16 protein-coding genes are annotated in these 18,167 nt (G+C 61.5%); 11 read left to right on the top strand and 5 right to left on the bottom strand.

What is annotated here, in order from left to right:
• The first annotated feature begins 3 nt into the window (after positions 1 to 3).
• Genes nikB through B195_RS10035 form a run of 4 tightly spaced genes read left to right on the top strand, consistent with a single transcriptional unit; the run spans position 4 to position 3,357 of the window.
• Positions 4 to 945 carry a nickel ABC transporter permease subunit NikB gene (nikB, locus tag B195_RS10050; protein ID WP_003446393.1) on the top strand — a complete coding sequence of 314 codons (942 nt, stop codon included), beginning with the start codon at positions 4 to 6 and terminating at the stop codon, positions 943 to 945.
• On the top strand, positions 942 to 1,787 hold the full coding sequence (nikC, locus tag B195_RS10045) for a nickel ABC transporter permease subunit NikC (protein WP_003446390.1): 846 nt from the start codon (positions 942 to 944) through the stop codon (positions 1,785 to 1,787). The genes nikB and nikC overlap by 4 nt, the downstream gene beginning before the upstream one ends.
• Positions 1,784 to 2,557, top strand: coding sequence for an ABC transporter ATP-binding protein (locus tag B195_RS10040; protein WP_003446389.1), 774 nt, complete (start codon positions 1,784 to 1,786; stop codon positions 2,555 to 2,557). Before nikC ends, B195_RS10040 begins: the two co-directional genes overlap by 4 nt.
• Complete coding sequence (locus tag B195_RS10035) at positions 2,554 to 3,357, top strand: ABC transporter ATP-binding protein (protein WP_003446388.1); 804 nt, start codon at positions 2,554 to 2,556, stop codon at positions 3,355 to 3,357. Before B195_RS10040 ends, B195_RS10035 begins: the two co-directional genes overlap by 4 nt.
• Before the next feature lie 58 nt (positions 3,358 to 3,415).
• On the opposite strand, the gene B195_RS10030 is transcribed toward B195_RS10035, so the two are convergent.
• Together B195_RS10030 and B195_RS10025 are read right to left on the bottom strand one after the other, a co-directional pair.
• Complete coding sequence (locus B195_RS10030; RefSeq protein WP_003446385.1) at positions 3,416 to 4,516, bottom strand: polyamine ABC transporter substrate-binding protein; 1,101 nt, start codon at positions 4,514 to 4,516, stop codon at positions 3,416 to 3,418.
• The gene (locus B195_RS10025) at positions 4,513 to 5,337 is read right to left on the bottom strand and encodes a carbon-nitrogen hydrolase family protein (protein ID WP_003446384.1); all 825 of its coding nucleotides are present in this window, start codon (positions 5,335 to 5,337) and stop codon (positions 4,513 to 4,515) included. The genes B195_RS10030 and B195_RS10025 overlap by 4 nt, the downstream gene beginning before the upstream one ends.
• Before the next feature lie 92 nt (positions 5,338 to 5,429).
• Here B195_RS10025 and B195_RS10020 point away from each other — a divergent pair, with 92 nt between their 5' ends.
• Together B195_RS10020 and B195_RS10015 are read left to right on the top strand one after the other, a co-directional pair.
• Positions 5,430 to 6,218, top strand: coding sequence for a helix-turn-helix transcriptional regulator (locus B195_RS10020; RefSeq protein ID WP_003446382.1), 789 nt, complete (start codon positions 5,430 to 5,432; stop codon positions 6,216 to 6,218).
• Between the two features lie 107 nt (positions 6,219 to 6,325).
• On the top strand, positions 6,326 to 8,065 hold the full coding sequence (locus tag B195_RS10015; protein ID WP_003446381.1) for a dipeptidase: 1,740 nt from the start codon (positions 6,326 to 6,328) through the stop codon (positions 8,063 to 8,065).
• A gap of 583 nt (positions 8,066 to 8,648) precedes the next feature.
• Here the strand turns inward: B195_RS10015 and B195_RS10010 are convergent.
• Together B195_RS10010 and B195_RS10005 are read right to left on the bottom strand one after the other, a co-directional pair.
• Positions 8,649 to 9,746: a P1 family peptidase gene (locus B195_RS10010; RefSeq protein WP_003446379.1), complete on the bottom strand. Its 1,098-nt coding sequence runs from the start codon at positions 9,744 to 9,746 to the stop codon at positions 8,649 to 8,651.
• Between the two features lie 106 nt (positions 9,747 to 9,852).
• Positions 9,853 to 10,953, bottom strand: a complete 1,101-nt coding sequence (locus B195_RS10005) for a polyamine ABC transporter substrate-binding protein (RefSeq protein WP_003446378.1) — start codon at positions 10,951 to 10,953, stop codon at positions 9,853 to 9,855.
• Positions 10,954 to 11,330: 377 nt separating this feature from the next.
• On the opposite strand from B195_RS10005, the gene msuE reads away from it, so the two are divergent.
• From msuE to mgrA, 5 genes are all read left to right on the top strand, one after another.
• Positions 11,331 to 11,894 carry an FMN reductase gene (gene msuE / locus B195_RS10000; RefSeq protein ID WP_003446376.1) on the top strand — a complete coding sequence of 188 codons (564 nt, stop codon included), beginning with the start codon at positions 11,331 to 11,333 and terminating at the stop codon, positions 11,892 to 11,894.
• A gap of 10 nt (positions 11,895 to 11,904) precedes the next feature.
• Positions 11,905 to 13,044: an FMNH2-dependent alkanesulfonate monooxygenase gene (gene ssuD / locus B195_RS09995; protein WP_003446374.1), complete on the top strand. Its 1,140-nt coding sequence runs from the start codon at positions 11,905 to 11,907 to the stop codon at positions 13,042 to 13,044.
• A gap of 177 nt (positions 13,045 to 13,221) precedes the next feature.
• On the top strand, positions 13,222 to 14,409 hold the full coding sequence (locus B195_RS09990; protein WP_003446372.1) for an acyl-CoA dehydrogenase family protein: 1,188 nt from the start codon (positions 13,222 to 13,224) through the stop codon (positions 14,407 to 14,409).
• Positions 14,410 to 14,417: 8 nt separating this feature from the next.
• Positions 14,418 to 15,518 (top strand): sigma-54-dependent Fis family transcriptional regulator, encoded by a 1,101-nt coding sequence (locus B195_RS09985; protein ID WP_003446370.1) that lies wholly within the window; start codon positions 14,418 to 14,420, stop codon positions 15,516 to 15,518.
• Positions 15,519 to 15,549: 31 nt separating this feature from the next.
• The gene (mgrA, locus tag B195_RS09980; protein WP_003446361.1) at positions 15,550 to 16,587 is read left to right on the top strand and encodes an L-glyceraldehyde 3-phosphate reductase; all 1,038 of its coding nucleotides are present in this window, start codon (positions 15,550 to 15,552) and stop codon (positions 16,585 to 16,587) included.
• A gap of 131 nt (positions 16,588 to 16,718) precedes the next feature.
• Here the strand turns inward: mgrA and B195_RS09975 are convergent, their stop codons facing one another.
• Positions 16,719 to 18,155 carry an FAD/NAD(P)-binding protein gene (locus B195_RS09975; RefSeq protein ID WP_003446343.1) on the bottom strand — a complete coding sequence of 479 codons (1,437 nt, stop codon included), beginning with the start codon at positions 18,153 to 18,155 and terminating at the stop codon, positions 16,719 to 16,721.
• Positions 18,156 to 18,167: the final 12 nt, after the last annotated feature.

Genomic DNA, 18,167 nt, shown 5'->3' with positions numbered 1-18,167 from the left:
GCCATGCTGCGCTATATCATTTTGCGTCTGGTACTGCTGATCCCGGTGCTGCTGGGGGTGTCGCTGATCGTGTTCATCCTCCTGCACCTGGGCAATGGCGACCCGGCCCTGGATTACCTGCGCCTGTCGCAGATCCCGCCGACCGACACCGCACTGGCAGAGGCACGCCAGGCTTTGGGGCTGGATCGCCCGCTGCCCGAGCAGTACATCAGCTGGCTGTGGAATGCCCTGCACCTGGACTTCGGCACCTCCTACATCACCGGCCGCCCGGTGCTGGACGACCTGCTGTATTACCTGCCGGCCACTCTGCAACTGGGTGGCCTGGCCCTGCTCACCACTCTGCTCATGAGCATCCCGCTGGGCCTGGCCGCCGCGCGCTGGAAAGGCCGCTGGCCGGATCAGGTGGTGCGTTTCATCACCTTTATCGGTGTGTCGATGCCCAACTTCTGGCTGGCCTTTTTGCTGATCGCCCTGTTCTCCCTGTGGCTGGGCTGGTTGCCGCCGATGGGGCGTGGCGGGCCGCAGCACTTGCTGATGCCGGTACTGGCCATCGCGCTGATGTCGATGTCGATCAACGCCCGCCTGCTGCGCGCCAGCCTGCTGGATGTGCGCCAGCAGCGGCATGTGTTCTACGCCCGGGCCCGTGGCCTGAGCGAACGGCGGGTGTGGCGTGATCACATCCTGCGCAACGCCTGGATGCCGCTGGTGACCGCCACCGGCATGCATATCGGCGAACTGCTGGGGGGTGCATTAGTGATCGAAACCATCTTCGCCTGGCCCGGCGTCGGGCGCTTTGCGGTCAGTGCCGTGCTCAACCGCGACTTCCCGGTGATGCAGTGCTTCACCCTGTTGCTCACCACCCTGCTGGTGCTGTGCAACTTGGTGGTGGACATCTGCTACGCCTGGCTCGATCCACGCACGCGTCTGTCGGGGGTGATGGCATGAGCACCTCAACCATGGCCTTGCCGGGTAAAAAACACGGGATGCGGGTCGGCTATCTGCTGGTCGGCCTGTTGCTGTTGATGGCACTATTCGGGCCCTGGCTTGCGCCTTACGACGCGACCCTGGTGAGTCTGGATGATCGCCTGCTGCCCGCCAGCGCCAGCCACTGGCTGGGTACCGATCACCTTGGGCGCGACGTGCTTTCGCGCTTGATCGTCGGCACCCAGTTGTCCCTGGGCAGCGTGGTGCTGGTGCTGGCCCTGGTGCTGATCATGGGCGTGGTCATTGGCGGGATCGCCGGGATCGTTGGCGGCAAGGTCGACATGTTTCTGATGCGCCTGTGCGACATGTTCCTGACCTTCCCGACCCTGGTCCTGGCGTTCTTCCTGATTGCGCTGCTGGGCACCGGCCTGACCAACGTCATCATTGCCATCGCCCTGTCCCACTGGGCCTGGTACGCACGCATGGTGCGCGGCATGGTGCTGGCCCAGCGCAACCGCGACTATGTGCTCGCCTCACGGCTGGCCGGAGCCTCGCGCCTGACCCGTCTGCGCCAGCACGTGATGCCCAATGTGGTGGGACAGTTGCTGGTGCTGGCCTCGATGGATATCGGCCACATGATGCTGCACGTCTCGGGCCTGTCGTTCCTGGGTCTGGGCGTGAGCCCGCCGACTCCCGAATGGGGCGTGATGATCAACGACGCCAAGGAATTTATCTGGACCCAGCCGCAACTATTGCTGTGGCCGGGGCTGATGATTTTTATCTCGGTCATGGCCTTCAACCTGCTGGGCGACGCCTTGCGCGACCGGCTTGACCCCAGCGTGCTGGCGGAGATCAAGGAATGAAACATACCCTGAAAATCAGCGGCCTGACCCTCAAGCACCGGCAACGCACCCTGGTCGAGAGTGTCGAGCTGACCCTCAAGGCCGGCGAGGTCCATGCACTGGTGGGGGCCAGCGGTTCGGGGAAATCCCTGACCTGCCTGGGCATCCTCGACCTGTTGCCGCCCGGGGTGCACAGCAGCGGCGCCAGCCTGTTGCTGGACGGGCAGGCAGTTGCGGCCGCCAGCCTGCGCGGGCGCGAAGTGGCACTGGTACTGCAAAACCCGCGCAGTGCTTTCAACCCGGTCCGTTCACTGCGCCAGCACGCCATGGAAACCCTGCAGGCGCGAGGCATACGGGGCGTCGACGCCGAGCAACTGATCCACGCCACCCTGCTTGAAGTCGGCCTGTTTGACGGCCAGCGGGTGCTCGATTCATTTGCCTTCCAGCTCAGCGGCGGCATGCTGCAACGGATGATGATTGCCCTGGCCCTGCTTGCCGACAGCCGATTCTTGCTGGCTGACGAGCCCACCAGCGATCTCGACGTGGTGGCCCAGGCGCGCTTTCTCGACCTGCTTGAACGACTGATGGTGCACCGTAATCTCGGGGTACTGCTGATCACCCATGACATGGGCGTCGTGGCCCGCTGCGCCGATCAGGTCACGGTCATGGCCCACGGCCGGATCGTCGAGCAGGCCGATGTGCATAGCCTGTTCCATGCCCCGCAGAGCCAGGAGGCGCGCACCCTGCTTGCGGCGCATCACTCGTTAACGATGGAGAGCTGCCCGGCATGAATTTATTCCAGATACGCAACCTCAGCCACGGCTATACCGCTGGCGCAATGTTCAGCAAACGGCATCGGGTGCAGGTGCTCAGCGAACTGAATCTGGACCTGCCCGAGGGCCAGAACCTTGGCCTGCTGGGGGGCAGCGGCAGCGGTAAAAGCACCCTCGCCCGCCTGTTGATGGGCCTGGAAAAGCCCGACCAGGGCAGCATCCACTTCAATGGCCAGGCGTTGCAGGGCACCCATCCGGAGTTTTTGCAGCGGGTGCAGATGGTGTTTCAGGATGCCCTCAGTGCTTTCAACCCCCAGCGCAGCATTGGCTGGAGCATTGCCGAGCCGTTGCGCCACCTTGCGGGCATGCACCGCGAGGCGTGCCAGGCCCGGGTTGAACAACTGTTGCAGCAGGTCAAACTCGAACCGGCCGACATCGACAAACTGCCGGCGCAACTCAGCGGCGGGCAGCTGCAAAGGGCCGGGATCGCCAGAGCCATGGCGGTTGGCCCGCAACTGATCATTCTTGACGAAGCCCTGTCCAACCTTGACCGGGTATTGCAGGTGCAGATTCTTGATTTGCTCGCAGAGGTGCGACGTGAATCCGGGACAGGGTTCTTGCTGATTACCCATGACCTGAGCCTGGTCCGGCGTTTTTGCCAGCGGGTGGTGGTGCTGGCCGACGGCAACCTGGTGGAAGACCGCGAAGTAACGCCGGGGATGCGCTTCGAGCATCCTGCGGCGCGCATTCTGCAGGAAGCCGTGCTGCCGGCGATGCCCGGGGCCCGACAGGTGGCCCCTCGCACGGCCAGCGCCTAGTCGCCGACCAGGCACTAAGCTGCGCTGGACTGCGCAGCAGCCCCCGGGTATCGGGGGCTCAGGTCCCGCTTTTGACCTTGCTCCACAACCGGGTGCGTATCCGCTCCAGTTTGAGTGCCATGGGCTGAAGCGGGAACAGGGTCGCCATCACTGCCTCGGTCGGGTAAATATCAGTGTCATCGCGAATGACTTTGTCCACCAGCTCCCTGGCGTCCTGGTTGCCATTGGGGTATTTGAGGTGGTTAGAGGTCCGGGCAATCACTTCGGGGCGCAGCATGTAATTGATAAACGCCAGCCCCTGTTGCGGGTTAGGTGCATCATTGAGCAACACCAGGTTCTCGATCCAGATCGGTGCCCCTTCACGGGGGATGCTGTAGCCAATGGTGCGACCATTGCCAGCCGCCAGCGACGCCGTTTTCGCGTCCTGCACCCCGCCTGCCCAGCCCACCACCACGCAGACATTGCCATTGGCCAGATCGGTGATGAACCTCGACGAGTCAAAGTAACGGATATACGGCCGCACCTTGAGCAGCAATGCCTCGGCCTTTTGGTAATCCTGGGGGTTGCTGCTGTTTTGCGGCAGGCCAAGGTAATGCAGGGCAATGGAGATAATATCGCCCGGGGCATCAAGCATGGCCACGCCGCACTGGCTCAGTTTGCTGATGTTTTCTTCCTTGAAGATCAGGTCCCAGGAATCCACCGCAGCATCAGGACCGAGAGTCGCCCTGACCTTGTCCGCGTCGTAACCAATGCCCGTGGTGCCCCACAGATACGGCACCGCATAGCGATTACCGGGATCATTGTTTTGCATTTTCGCCAGAATGGCCGGGTCAAGGTGTGGCAGGTTGGGTAACTGCGAGCGATCGAGTTCCTTCAGCACCCCGGCTTTTATCAAATTAGGCAGCACATCGTTGCTGGCGACCACCACGTCGTACCCGCTGCCTCCCACCATGAGCTTGCTCTGCATCACATCACTGCTGTCGTACACGTCATACACCGAGCTGATGCCGGTTTCAGCCTGGAAATTCTTCGTCGCATCCGGGGCAATAAAGTCATACCAGTTGTAGATATGCACCTGAGAATCCGCCGCCTGCACCTGGGCCAGACCGACACTCAACAGGGTGGCCAGGGCCCAGTTGACACTGCGTTGACTTTTCATTGTGCAACTCCGGTCAGCAGCTCGCGGCGGCCATCTGGGTGGACGATCTGTTCGCCGGCAAGCAGCACACGGCGGTCCTTGAGATAGTCGTAATCACGGCGGGCGAACCTGAGCAGATTCAGGTCCAGCTCCACCACCTGTCGCACTTCTTCGCGTCCGGCCTCAAAGACCACCTGGCCATGGGGGTCAACCACTGTACTGCCACCGGCAAATACCAGGCCGTCATCCCCTGCCCCGACGCGATTGACCATCACGGCAAAGATCTGGTTCTCCTGGGCCCGAGCCATGATGGCGGTACGATGCACCGCACCGTAGGGGTCCATATTGCCGTTGGTGACGATAATCAGATCAGCGCCCAGTTGCGCCAGCGCACGGCTGGTTTCGGGGAACTCGATGTCATAACAGATCAGCAAACCCACTCGAATCCCGCGCCATGGCACCGTGCTGAAACGATCGCCGGGGCAAAAATCACCGCGCTCGGTTGGCCACAGGTGGGTCTTGCGATAAGCCAGCGCTATGCCCTCGGGGGTCACCAGAACCGAGGTGTTGTAGTAGGTGCCGTTGTGCTGTTCAGCCATGCCCAGCACCACCGAAACATCCCGCTCGCGCACGGCCTGCAACACCCTTTGCAGGGCCGGGCCATGCACAGGTTCGGCGACGCGGGCCAGCTCATCGGCGCCGACAAAGCCGCTCAGATGAGTCTCGGGGAACACCAGCAAATCGGTGCCGGCCTCACAAGTGGCGATGGCATTGAGGGTACGCGTCAGGTTATAAGCGGTGTCGCCGTCACGGCCTGCCAGTTGCATCAGTTCAATCTTCATCTCAGATCCTTGCACGGGGGATGAACCGAGTATGGAACGCGGCATCGCGCCAATAAATGACATCGATGGGGTAACCCCCTCTGGGTACAAAGATGAGTCTGACATTGCAGGATGTGGCCTGGCATGACGCCATGGGCCGGGTGATTGAAACCCTCGATCGCCCCAATTTCTGGACCGCGCTGGTGCGCTTGCTCGGCCGCTACCTGCCCGTGGACAACTGGGTGGTGCTGATTTACGGCGCCGGCAAGCCCCAGGTACTGGCCGAGTCCCCCGGTGCCGACGGCGCCGTGGACCCGCTGTTCCAGGACTACCTCAAGGGCCTGTACCTGCTGGACCCGTTCTATATCGCCAACCGCGAAGCGCCCCAGAGCGGGTTGTTCCAGCTGCAGGACGTGGCTCCCGAATGCTTTGAACAGACCGATTACTACCAGCGTTATTTCCGTCTGAATATCGTGACCGACGAGGTGCATATCAACGTGCAACTCGACAATGAACGCACCCTCAGCCTGTCCCTGGGCAGCCAGTGCCGGTTCAGCCTGGAACAGACCGCCCTGCTGGGACTGGTCCAGCCGTGGGTCGCGGCGCTGATGCGCCAACGCCTGCTGTTTGAACGCGATCCCGGCGAAGCGCCAGAACTGACGCCCAACTGGCAGGCTCGCCTGGAGGCGGCCACTGCACAGTTGAGTTCGCCCCTCACCGCACGGGAGATGGAAGTGGGCCGGCTATTGCTCAGCGGCTGCTCGAACAAGGAAATCGCCCGCAAACTGGCAATCTCGGCCGAAACCGTAAAAGTGCATCGCAAACACATGTACAGCAAGCTGGGAATCAAGTCCCAGTCGGAACTGTTTTCACTGTTCCTGCAAGCCCAGCAATCGGTGTAGGCGCGAGGGTGAAATAAAGGGGGCTGTTTTTGACCCATTTTCGATAATGTTTTGTTACATTCATCCGCTATTCACCCTCAACCACCTGCAAAGGAATGCCCTGCACAATGGATTTCTCACTCAAGCAACTGGCCGCCGCAACCCTGATGATGGCCAGCCTCACAGCGTTCACCCCGGCTGCTATGGCCAATATCACCCCGCAGCAGAGCGAGCTCATTCTCAAGTCCTTCAGTGATAAATCGGTAACGGATTTCAGGCAGTTCCTGACCAGCCTGGCCAAGAGCGATCTGGCTAAAACCGATGACCTGGGCCCTGCGATCAATGCTTTTCTCGACAACAAAACCCTGTCCGCCGAGCAGCAGAACGAGATCTATCGCCTGCTGGGCCTGTACACGCGGATCAAGTACGGCAGCGCGGCCACCCAGACCCTGATCGAGCTGGTGGCCATCCCCACCGTCAACGTGGAAGGCATGCCATCGTACAAGAACCCTGAATTCATCAAGATCGGCGACAAGATCAGAGACCTGGCCAAGGCCTTCAATCTGAACTATCGCAACGTCGATGGCCGGGTCTACGAGATCTCCCTGGAAGGCAAAGGCGATGAAGTGGTGGGCATCCACGCCCATGCCGACGTGGTACCGGTGAGCCCGGAAAACTGGGTACTGAAAGACGGCACCCGGCTTGACCCGTTCAAGGTCACCCTGATCGGCGACCGCATGTACGGCCGCGGCACCGAAGATGACAAGAACGGCATCGTGGTCACGCTGTACGCAATGAAGGTGATCAAGGAAGAAAACCTGCCACTGGCGCGCAATTTCAAGCTGCTGGTGGACACCACCGAGGAAACCAGTGGCGACGCCATTCCGTATTACTTCGAACACAACCCGACGCCCAACTACAACCTGGCACTGGATGGCGGCTACCCGGTGGTCATTGCCGAAAAAGGCTACGGCACGGTGATGGCCAACTTTGCACGGCGTAAAGCAGAAGGCCAGGGTGCAGAAATCACTTCGCTGACCGGCGGCCTGGCCACCAACCAGATCCCGTCGACATCAGTCGCCACTTTTGTCACTGACAAGCCTGCCGAGCTGGCCGCCAGCCTGCAAAAAGCCGGCATTGAATATGCCAGACACAATGGTGAGAACTTCGAAGTGAGCGCCAAAGTGGTTGGCAAGGACGTGGTGCTGACCGTGACCGGCGTATCCGCCCACTCCTCCAAACCCGACTCTGGAGTAAACCCGGTGGCGCGGATGCTGGACTTCATCAACAGCCTCGAAGGTCAGGTGGCGCTCAAGCACAACCACATCACCGATGCGGCCCGTTATGCAGCCGACAACTGGGGCCTGGACTATCTGGGCGGCAAGTTGGGGATCGGTTTTGCCGATGATTTCATGGGGCCGCTGACCACTTCCCTGACCTATGTCGGGATGGACGACAACAACTTCAAACTGGCGGTCAACCTGCGCGTGCCCAAGGGTGAATCCCCGGAAGCGCTGAAAGCCGAAATCACCGAAAAACTGACGCAGTGGAGCAAGAACAACCATATCCCGCTGACCCTGGAGACCTCCATTGCCGAGCCGATGTACCGCAACCCTGAAGGCGAGTGGGTCAAGGCGCTGCTGGCGGTGGCCACTGAAAACCTGGGCATGGAACACAAGTTCGGCGCCTCCTCGGGTGCGACTTCGGTGCATGAACTGCCCAATGGCGTGCAATTCGGCCTGGCGATGCCCGGGGTCAAATACACCGGTCACAACGATAACGAGTTCAAGACAGTGAACCAGTTCATGCTGGACCTGCAGATCGTGACCGAAATGATGGCGCGCGTCGGCCAGCTGCCGAACCTCTGACCCGCCTCTGTGGGAGCTGGCTTGCCAGCGATGCATACACCGGGGTTTACCTGGTACACCGCACCGCTGCCATCGCGAGCAAGCTCGCTCCTACAGGTCCACCTGCCCACCCGCCCGGCCAGTGAACCATCACTACTGTGGGAGCTGGCTTGCCAGCGATGCTTACACCGGCACCGCTGCCATCGCGAGCAAGCTCGCTCCTACAGGTGCGCCTGCCTACCCACCTGGCCAGCGAACCATGAATGCTGTGGGAGCTGGCTTGCCAGCGATGCTTACACCGGGATCGCTGCCATCGCGAGCAAGCTCGCTCCTACAGGTGCACCTGCCCACCCGCCTGGCCAGCGAACCATCATTACTGTGGGAGCTGGCTTGCCAGCGATGCTTACACCGGGATCGCTGACATCGCGAGCAAGCTCGCTCCTACAGGTTCACTTGCCCACCCACCTAGCCAGTGCACCATCATTTCTGTGGGAGCTGGCTTGCCAGCGATGCTTACACCGGGATCGCTGCCATCGCGAGCAAGCTCGCTCCTGCAGGTGCACCTGCCCACCCGCCCGGCCAGCGAACCATCACTATTGTGGGCTCAGGGTTGCCAGCCTACTTTGGCCAGGGCGCTAAGCAGGCGCTCTGGCTTGAGGGAAAACACCTGGCTGGCGCAACCCTTGAGGTCACTGGCAGCCAGCATGGCATTGAGAATGGCCTCTTCTACCGCGTCTGCGGCAGCCACGAACAACGGTGAGATGTAATCGTTATTGACCATCTGCAACTCGGTGGTCGGCGCCCCCGGATGACCAAAATCAGCCGCCGGCAAACTGCTGTTGCCCACCGAAAAGGCAATGAAGATATCGCCACTGGAATCCTCAGTGCCCCCTCCAACACGTGCCAGACCAACACTGGCCCGCTGCGCAAGCCGGGTGCATTGATGCGGCAACAAAGGCGCATCGGTAGCAATGGTAATCACGATGGAACCCATGCCCGGCTCGCCGACATTGATCTCGCTCCTGAACGGCGACGGCACATCATTCAGTACCTTGCCGACCGGATACCCCGCCACCCGCAGCGCTTCTCGTACGCCGTAGTTGGCCTGCACCAGAGCGCCAACGGTCCAGCCGCCCTGCTCAGTGCTCAGCACCCGCGAAGCGGTGCCGATGCCACCCTTGAATTCATGGCAAATCATGCCCGTGCCACCACCCACATTGCCCTCCTGGACAGGGCCGGACCTTGCATCCTGCAGCGCCAGTTGCACATGCTCGGGGCGCACGTGCTGGCCCCAGATGTCATTCAAGGTGCCATCGTAGGTTTCCAGTACCACAGGCATGCACCAATAGGTGTGCTTCTTGCCCATTTCACGTTCTGCGGCCACCAGCGCATCGCGCACTACACCGACGCTGTGGGTGTTGGTATAGGCGATGGGCGTGGTCAGTAAACCGGCTTCGCGAATCCACTCCAGACCGGTTGCGTCACCGTTGCCGTTCAACACATGGACCCCGGCAAAACACGGCTGCAAATGCGCCGCACCGGCCCTCGGCTCGATGACCGTGACACCGGTATGGATGGAAGCTTCGGCGGTTTCTACATTCAGCGTGTGATGCCCGACCCGCACACCCGCAACATCGGTGATTGCGTTATAGAGGCCCGGGGTGCCCGAACCAATGGTTATGCCAAGCTCACGGATACGCATCGTTCTGCTCTCGTTGTGGTCAGTAAAGTGCGCCCAGTGTAGAAACCCGGGCAACACTTGACGATACCCCCCATTCACTACCCCAAAGAGGGTATGGATCAATCCTTTACTTGTCCGACTTGATGCTGGTCCAGGCCCGGGTGCGTACACGCTCGAGCTTCTGTGGCAGCGGCTGCACCACATACAGGTTGTTCAGGGCTTCGCTGGTCGGGGTCAGGTTGGGGTTGCCGGTAATGTCCTTGCTGATCAAGGGCAGCGAGTCTTTGTTGGCATTGGGATAACCGAGAAAATCGCTGATCGGGGCAATGACCTTGGGCTCCAGCAAGTTGTTGAGGAATTCATGGGCCTCGGCGACATTTTTCGCGCTTTTCGGAATGGCAAAGGTATCGAACCAGATGGGCGCGCCTTCCTTGGGCAGACGCCAGTCAACCACCACACCGTTGCCCGACTCTTTGGCCCGGTTGCCGAACTGGTAGAAGCTGCCGGAATAACCGATGGCCACGCAGATGTCACCGTTGGCAATGTCGGTCATGTATTTGGCCGAGTTGAAATAGGTGATGTAAGGACGAACCTTCAACATCAGTTCCTTGGCTTTTTCATAGTCGGCCGGGTTCTGGCTGTTCGGGTCCAGACCCAGATAGTGCAGGGCAAGCGGCAGGATCTCGGAAGGCGAGTCGAGCATGGCCACGCCGCAGGATTTCAGTTTTTCCATGTTCTCGGGTTTGAACACCAGGTCCCAACTGTCCACCGGTGCATTGTCGCCCAGCGCGGCCTTGACCTTGGCCGGGTTGAAACCGATCAGCACCGTGCCGTACATGTAGGGCACCGCGTACTGGTTGCCGGGGTCGTTGGTCTGCAACAGCTTGAGCAAGGCCGGGTCTTGATGCTGCCAGTTGGGCAGTTTGGATTTGTCCAGTTTCTGGAATACCCCGGCCTTGATCTGGGTATCGAGAAACTGGTTCGACGGCACCACCAGGTCATACCCCGAGTTGCCGGTCAGCAGCTTGGCCTCCAGGGATTCGTTGGTATCAAAGGTGTCCCAGATCACCTTGATCCCGGTTTGTTTGGCGAAGTCCTTGGGCACCGAAGGCAGGATGTAGTCTGCCCAGTTGTACACCCGCAATTCGCGCTGTTCGGCCTGTACGGCACTGGCCAGCAGGGTCAGTCCGCAGACGGTAAGGCCCAGTAAGCGTTTGATTGTGTGCATGCGTGTGTTCCCCGAAGTCGGCGTGAGATCGATATTTTTTATGTTCTGTACACGGCAGCGGCCTGCAAATGGCCAAGGGCAAGCTCGGCAAACTTTCTTGTTAGAGGGCGGGTGCTTTTGATTCTTGCCGACAACCCTGGCGCATCACAGTGGGAGGCAGGCCAAAAGGGGATAGTTATGGCCAATGTTTATGTCCGGATCCAGCCGTCGAGCCTGCAGGAACTGTTGCCCAGCCAACAGTGGATCAGCAAACACCTGCCCCAAAAACAGCAGCCGATGCGCCAACCCCCGCATTCAGGGGCTTTGTCTGTTGGTACGGAGTTTGCTCAAGGGTATTACCTGTCCACAGTCCGCTGCCCAACAGCCAAGGATCAACCATGTCTCAAGCGCTGCAAGTCGTCGTCGTTTCCGGGGGAGCATTCAGCCCTTCACGCACCCTGGTGCTGGCCGAGGCGATTCTCGACGAACTGAAAACCCGGCTTACCCTCGAAAGTCACTTGATTGAGCTGGGCGATATCGCCCGGCAATTGGGCGGCGCCCTGTCACGCCAGGAGCTTGGCCCCGAGGTCGAAGCACAGATCCGGGCCATCGAGAACGCCGACCTGCTGATTGTTGCGACACCGGTCTATCGCGGCTCCTACCCGGGGCTGCTCAAGCACCTGTTCGATCTGGTGGATATCAACGGCCTGATCGATACCCCGGTGTTGCTGGCCGCCACCGGCGGCAGTGAGCGCCATGCCCTGGTGCTCGAACACCAGCTGCGGCCGCTGTTCGGTTTCTTTCAGGCACTGACCCTGCCGATCGGGGTGTATGCCGTCGAATCCGATTTTGCCAATTACCAGATAACCAGTGAGCCCTTGAAGACTCGCATCCGCCTTGCTGCAGAACGTGCCGCGCCGTTGTTCGGCGTGTCTGCCAGGAACCTGCTGAAAATCGCTTAAGGACTCTGTCATGGATGTGTTCTGGTTTCTTCCCACCCACGGCGACGGCCATTACCTGGGTACCACCCAGGGCGCCCGCCCGGTCACCCTCAACTACCTGAAACAGGTGGCCCAGGCGGCCGACGATCTGGGCTACCACGGGGTGCTGATCCCCACCGGCCGCTCGTGCGAAGACTCGTGGGTGATCGCCTCGGCACTGGTGCCGCTGACCGAGCGTTTACGTTATCTGGTGGCCATCCGCCCGGGGATCATTTCGCCGACGGTCTCGGCACGCATGGCCGCAACCCTGGACCGGCTGTCCGGCGGGCGTCTGCTGATCAATGTGGTGACTGGCGGCGACCCGGATGAAAACCGTGGCGACGGCAGCTTCCTCGATCACAGCGAGCGCTATGAAGTCACCGACGAATTCCTGAAAATCTGGCGCCGGGTCCTGCAAGGCGAAGCTGTGGATTTCGAAGGCAAGCACCTGCGCGTACAGAACGCCAAGGCGCTCTACCCGCCCGTGCAGAAACCCTATCCGCCGCTGTATTTCGGCGGCTCTTCCGAAGCCGCCCACGAACTGGCTGCCGAACAGGTCGACGTGTACCTGACCTGGGGCGAACCACCGGCGGCCGTGGCCGAAAAACTGGCCGATGTACGCCAGCGTGCTGCCCGCCAGGGCCGTACCCTGCGCTTCGGTATTCGCCTGCATGTCATCGTGCGCGAGACCGAACAGCAAGCCTGGGCAGCGGCTGACAAACTGATCGAACACATCAGCGACGAGACCATTGCCGCCGCCCAGAAGTCCTTCTCGCGCTTTGATTCTGAAGGCCAGCGGCGTATGGCCGCGCTGCATGACGGCCGTCGCGACAACCTGCAAATCGCCCCCAACCTGTGGGCCGGTGTCGGCCTGGTGCGCGGTGGCGCCGGTACTGCACTGGTGGGCAACCCGCAACAGGTGGCAGCGCGGATCAAGGAGTACGCCGACCTGGGGATCGAGAGCTTCATCTTCTCCGGCTATCCGCATCTGGAAGAGGCCTACCGCTTTGCCGAGCTGGTATTCCCCTTGTTGCCCGAGCCGTATGCCAGCCTGGCTGGACGCGGTATCACCAACCTGACCGGCCCCTTTGGCGAAATGATCGCCAACGACGTCCTGCCGGCCAAAGCCTGAGGCCTGCCCTGTCCCCTGTGTGGGAGCGAGCTTGCTGTGTAGGAGCGAGCTTGCCTCGCGAGCTCTTCACAACAGCGCCGCAGATATAAAACCGCCCCAAACGGCTCGCGAGCAAGCTCGCTCCTACAGAAACACAGGGGCACAGCGGCAGGATTTTTTGAATGGAGGCCATAACCCGTGACAGCCCATCTACAAGACGCAGCACTTACCCCGCTGCACACCGCCCGGGCGCTGGCCAGCGAGTTGGCCCACAGCGCGGTCGAACGCGACGAGCGTGGCGGTACGCCCATTGCGCAACGGGATGCGCTGCGCGCCAGCGGCCTGCTGGCCATGAGTATTCCCCGCCAGTTCGGCGGCCTCGGCGCCAGCTGGAGCGATACCTTTGAGGTGGTGCGCGAGTTCGCCCGGGTCGACAGTTCCATTGCCCACGTATTGGGCTTTCATCACTTGATGCTCGCCACTGTCCGGCTGTTCGCACGCCCCGAGCAATGGCAGCCCTGGTTCGAACTGACCGCCCGCCAGAACTGGTTTTGGGGCAACGCCCTCAACCCGCTGGACACCCGCACCACCGTGCGCAATTTCGGCAGCTGGCGCGAATTCTCCGGTAAAAAAAGTTTCTGCTCCGGCGCCAGCGACTCGCAGATGCTGATCGCCTCGGCGGTGGATGAGGCCGCCGGTGGCAAGCTGTTGATCGCCGCCATTCCCAGCGCACGTACCGGCATTACCTTGCATGGCGACTGGGACAACATGGGCCAGCGCCAGACCGACAGTGGCAGTGCCACCTTCGAGCGGGTACGGGTCGAAGAGTCGGACTTGCTGCTCGATCCGGGACCTTTGAGCACCCCGTTCGCCTGCCTGCGGCCTCTGATTGCACAGCTGCATTTCGCCAACATTTTTCTCGGCATCGCTCAGGGCGCGTTCGAAGAGGCACGCCAGTACACCCTCGGTGAAACCCGCCCCTGGTTTAAATCCGGCGCCGCGCAAAACCATCAGGACCCCTATGTACTGGGGCACTACGGCGATTTCTGGGTGGGCCTGGAAAGTGCCCGGCTGCTGGTCGAGCACGCCGCCGCGCAACTGGACAAGGCCTGGGCCAAGGGTCCCAGGCTCAGCGAACAGGAGCGCGGACAGGTAGCCGTGGCCATCGCCACCGCCAAAGTCGCCGCCCACCGCCACGGGCTGGAGCTGTGCAGCAAGGTTTTTGAAGTCACCGGCGCCCGCGCCACCCACGCCGCTGTAGGTCTGGACCGGCACTGGCGCAACCTGCGTACCCAAAGCCTGCACGATCCGCTGGATTACAAGCTTCAAGAATTGGGCGACTGGGCACTGAACCAGAACCTGCCTACTCCCACTTTCTATTCCTAGAGAAGCCTATGCAGCTTTTGACGCTACCGCCCTCACCCGCCCTGGCAACGTCGATCCGCGCCACCGCGCAAGTATTCGAAGACCCGAAATCCAGAGCGTTGCTGGCCCATTTGCAGCAAGTCGCCCCCAGCGAAGCCAGCGTACTGATCATTGGTGAAACCGGAACCGGCAAAGAACTGGTCGCCCGCCATCTTCACAACCTGAGCGCACGCCGTAACCGGCCGTTCATTGCGGTCAACTGCGGCGCGTTTTCGGAGTCACTGGTGGAAGCGGAGCTGTTTGGGCACGAGAAAGGCGCCTTCACCGGCGCGCTCAGTGCCAAGGCCGGCTGGTTCGAAGAAGCTGACGGCGGCACCCTGTTCCTCGATGAAATCGGTGATTTGCCGATGGCCATCCAGGTCAAGCTGCTGCGGGTGCTGCAGGAGCGCGAGGTGGTGCGCCTGGGGTCGCGTAAAAGCATACCCATCGACGTGCGGGTGCTGGCGGCCACCAACGTGCAGCTGGAAAAGGCGATTAATGCCGGGCATTTTCGTGAGGACCTGTTTTATCGCCTGGACGTGGTAAGCCTTGAGCTGAGCCCGTTGCGCGAGCGGCCCGGCGACATCCTGCCGTTGATCCGGCACTTTATCGAGGCCTACAGCAAACGCCTGGGCTACGGCGAGGTACGGCTAAGTCCTGCAGCGCAAAGCAAGCTGCAGGGCTATGGCTGGCCGGGCAACATCCGCGAGCTGGAAAACGTGATCCATCACACGCTGTTGATCTGCCGCGACGGCCTGATCCAGAGTGGCGATTTGCGCCTGTCCAATATGCGCATCGAACGCCAGGAGGAGCCCGCCGGCACCGACAAATCTGCCGAAGCCCTGCTGGAGCGGGCCTTTCAGCAACTCTTTGAAGAACACCCCGCAGCCCTGCACGAGAAAGTCGAGGAGGTTCTGTTCCGCGCCGCCTACCGCTTCTGTCACTACAATCAGGTCCACACCGCCAACCTGCTGGGCCTGAGCCGCAACATCACCCGCTCCCGACTGATCAACATCGGCGAACTGGCGGTCAACAAACGCCGGCCCAATGACACACCGCAAAGCGAAAGAATGCTAAACCTGTGCATCTGAACTGTCCAAACACCTGCCCCATGAGGATTCGATGACTTATATCGCTGCCGAAAACCGCTATCAATCCATCCCTTATCGCCGTACCGGTCGCAGCGGGCTGCTGCTGCCAGCACTGTCTTTGGGCCTGTGGCACAACTTTGGCGACAGCACGCCGATCGACACCCAGCGCGCGCTGTTGCGTACTGCCTTCGACCTGGGCATCAACCACTTTGACCTGGCCAACAACTACGGCCCGCCCTACGGCAGTGCCGAGATCAACTTTGGCCGTTTATTGCGCGAAGACTTCAAGCACTACCGTGACGAGCTGATTATCTCCAGTAAAGCTGGCTGGGACATGTGGCCCGGCCCGTACGGCCAGGGCGGCGGTTCGCGCAAGTACGTACTGGCCAGCCTGGATCAGAGCCTGCAGCGCCTGGGGCTGGACTATGTCGACATCTTCTACTCGCACCGCTTCGATCCCGACACGCCACTGGAAGAAACCGCCAGCGCCCTGGCCACCGCAGTGCAACAGGGCAAGGCGCTGTACATCGGGATCTCCTCGTATTCCGGGGTAAAAACCCGCGAAATGGCGGCCTTGCTCAAAGAGTGGAAAGTGCCGTTGCTGATCCACCAGCCGGCGTACAACCTGCTTAATCGCTGGGTTGAAAAGGACCTGCTGGACACCACCGAGGAGCTGGGCACCGGCGTGATTGCCTTTACTCCGCTGGCTCAGGGGCTGCTGACCGACAAGTACCTCAACGGGGTACCGGCCGATGCACGGGTCAATCGTCCGGGGGGTGGCTCGCTGCAAGCCTCGCATCTGTCCGACGCCAATATCGCCCATGTGCGTGCACTGAACGAGATCGCCAAACGCCGCGGCCAAAGCCTGGCCCAGATGGCGCTGGCCTGGACATTGCGCGATCCGCGGGTGACCTCGGCGCTGATAGGTGCCAGCCGGCCGGAGCAAATCATCGAGAACGTCGCGGCGTTGCAGAACCTGAGCTTCAGCGAGCTGGAACTGGCCGAGATCGACCGCTTCGCCCAAGAAGGCGGGATCAACCTCTGGCAGAAGCCCTCGCTGGCCGAATGACCAGGCGCCCACAGGTTCTGTAACCTTCAACATAAAACCCTGTAGGCGCTTGCTCGCGAGCTTTCTATCGAGCCTATATTGATGACCGAATGAACGCGGCCTTCTTGAGAAGCTCGCGAGCAAGCTCGCTCCTACAGGCGAGCTTGCCTGGCCAACCGCTCTGCCAGAGCCTTGGCCTGCAAGGCAACGTCGGTCACCGCAGTGCTTTCCCACCACATTCCGCGCAATGGAGGGCCCATGGCAAACAGCCGTGGCGCAGGCTGTGATGCCGCATCCAGCACGGCACCTGAAGCATCGGCAGCAATCCCCAACCCCAGATTTCCGGGCTGCACCAGCCCACGTCGCAACAGCTGTACCGGCAGCGGTTTATCCACCCGGCGCCAGTCGTACTCGATGCCGGTGGAGTTGATCAGCCCGTCACCTTCGACCCATACCGATTCAGCCTGCCCCCGGTAGCGCAGACGAATCCGTGGCCGACCGCCCACCGCGTCCACCCCTTGCAGGGAGGCTGCGGTAATCGTCAGGCGGCCTTCACTGAGCAGGCGTTGCAGTAACGCATTGCCCTGGGGTGGCGAACGGTGGTGATGACTTTCCCACCAGGGCCGCACATGGCGTACAAACTGACGCCGTTGCGCATCGCTGGCCTGGTTCCAGAGCCTGCCTATATGCACCCGTACCGTATCCAGCGGTGCTTGCCAGTCGATACCCCGGGCCTGTGCCAAACGACATTGGCGGCGCAGTTCACGGAACAATTGCAGGGGGCTGCGCAGCTGTGGTGCCAGGGTCAGAAAGTCTTCCCAAACCGGCGGCTGGCGTCGAACCTGGGGCAATAGCCCGTGGCGCGAGTAGACCTGGATCGGACCGCGATGCCCGGCCTGATGCAAGGTCTCCAGGGCATCGACCATGGTCAGCCCGGAGCCGATGATCAGTACCCGCGCATCCACCGGCAAACCACGCAAGGCTGCAACATCCCAGGGGTCCAGGGCAGCGGCATTGAGCCCGCTGGACTGGCGCTGGGCGGTACGCGCGGCCGGGAACATGCCGGTGGCCAGCACAGCTGCAGCGGCTTGCCATCGGCCACCGTCGCCAAGGGTCACTGTGACCCCCTGTTCATGGGTTTGCAGGTCCACCACGGCATCACGGACGTGGGTCAGGGTTGAACCTGCCGCGGCTCCGATTTGCTGTGCCTGCGCCAGTTTCTGCTGGGCATACAGCCCGAACAGCCCCCGTGGCGGGAACAGCTCGGCCACCGCTACATGCTGTTGATCGGACTCCGGCCAGCCACCAGCGGCGATGTGCGCTTCAAGCCAGCGGGTCAGGTCATCGGGATCGTCCGGCTCGACGCTCATGCGCGCCGCATTGCCGTTCAGGGTGTGCCCCGGTTGCGTCGCACTGTAGGCTTCGCCACGTCCCAGCTCGGGCCGGGGCTCCACCAGCACGATGCGCCGGGCACCTGGCAAGCGCAGCAGTTGCATGGCCAACAGGGTGCCGCTCAGGCCACCGCCAACAATCAAGACATCGGCCTCGCGGATGGCAGGGGTTGCCTGTCCGGCTTGTGGCTCGCTCATGGTATTCACTCG

Source organism: Pseudomonas sp. Lz4W, assembly GCF_000346225.2.
Classification (GTDB): Bacteria; Pseudomonadota; Gammaproteobacteria; order Pseudomonadales; family Pseudomonadaceae; genus Aquipseudomonas; species Aquipseudomonas paraversuta.
The sequence above is the reverse complement of the archived record's forward strand: the minus strand, read 5'-3'. Positions and strand labels throughout refer to the sequence as shown.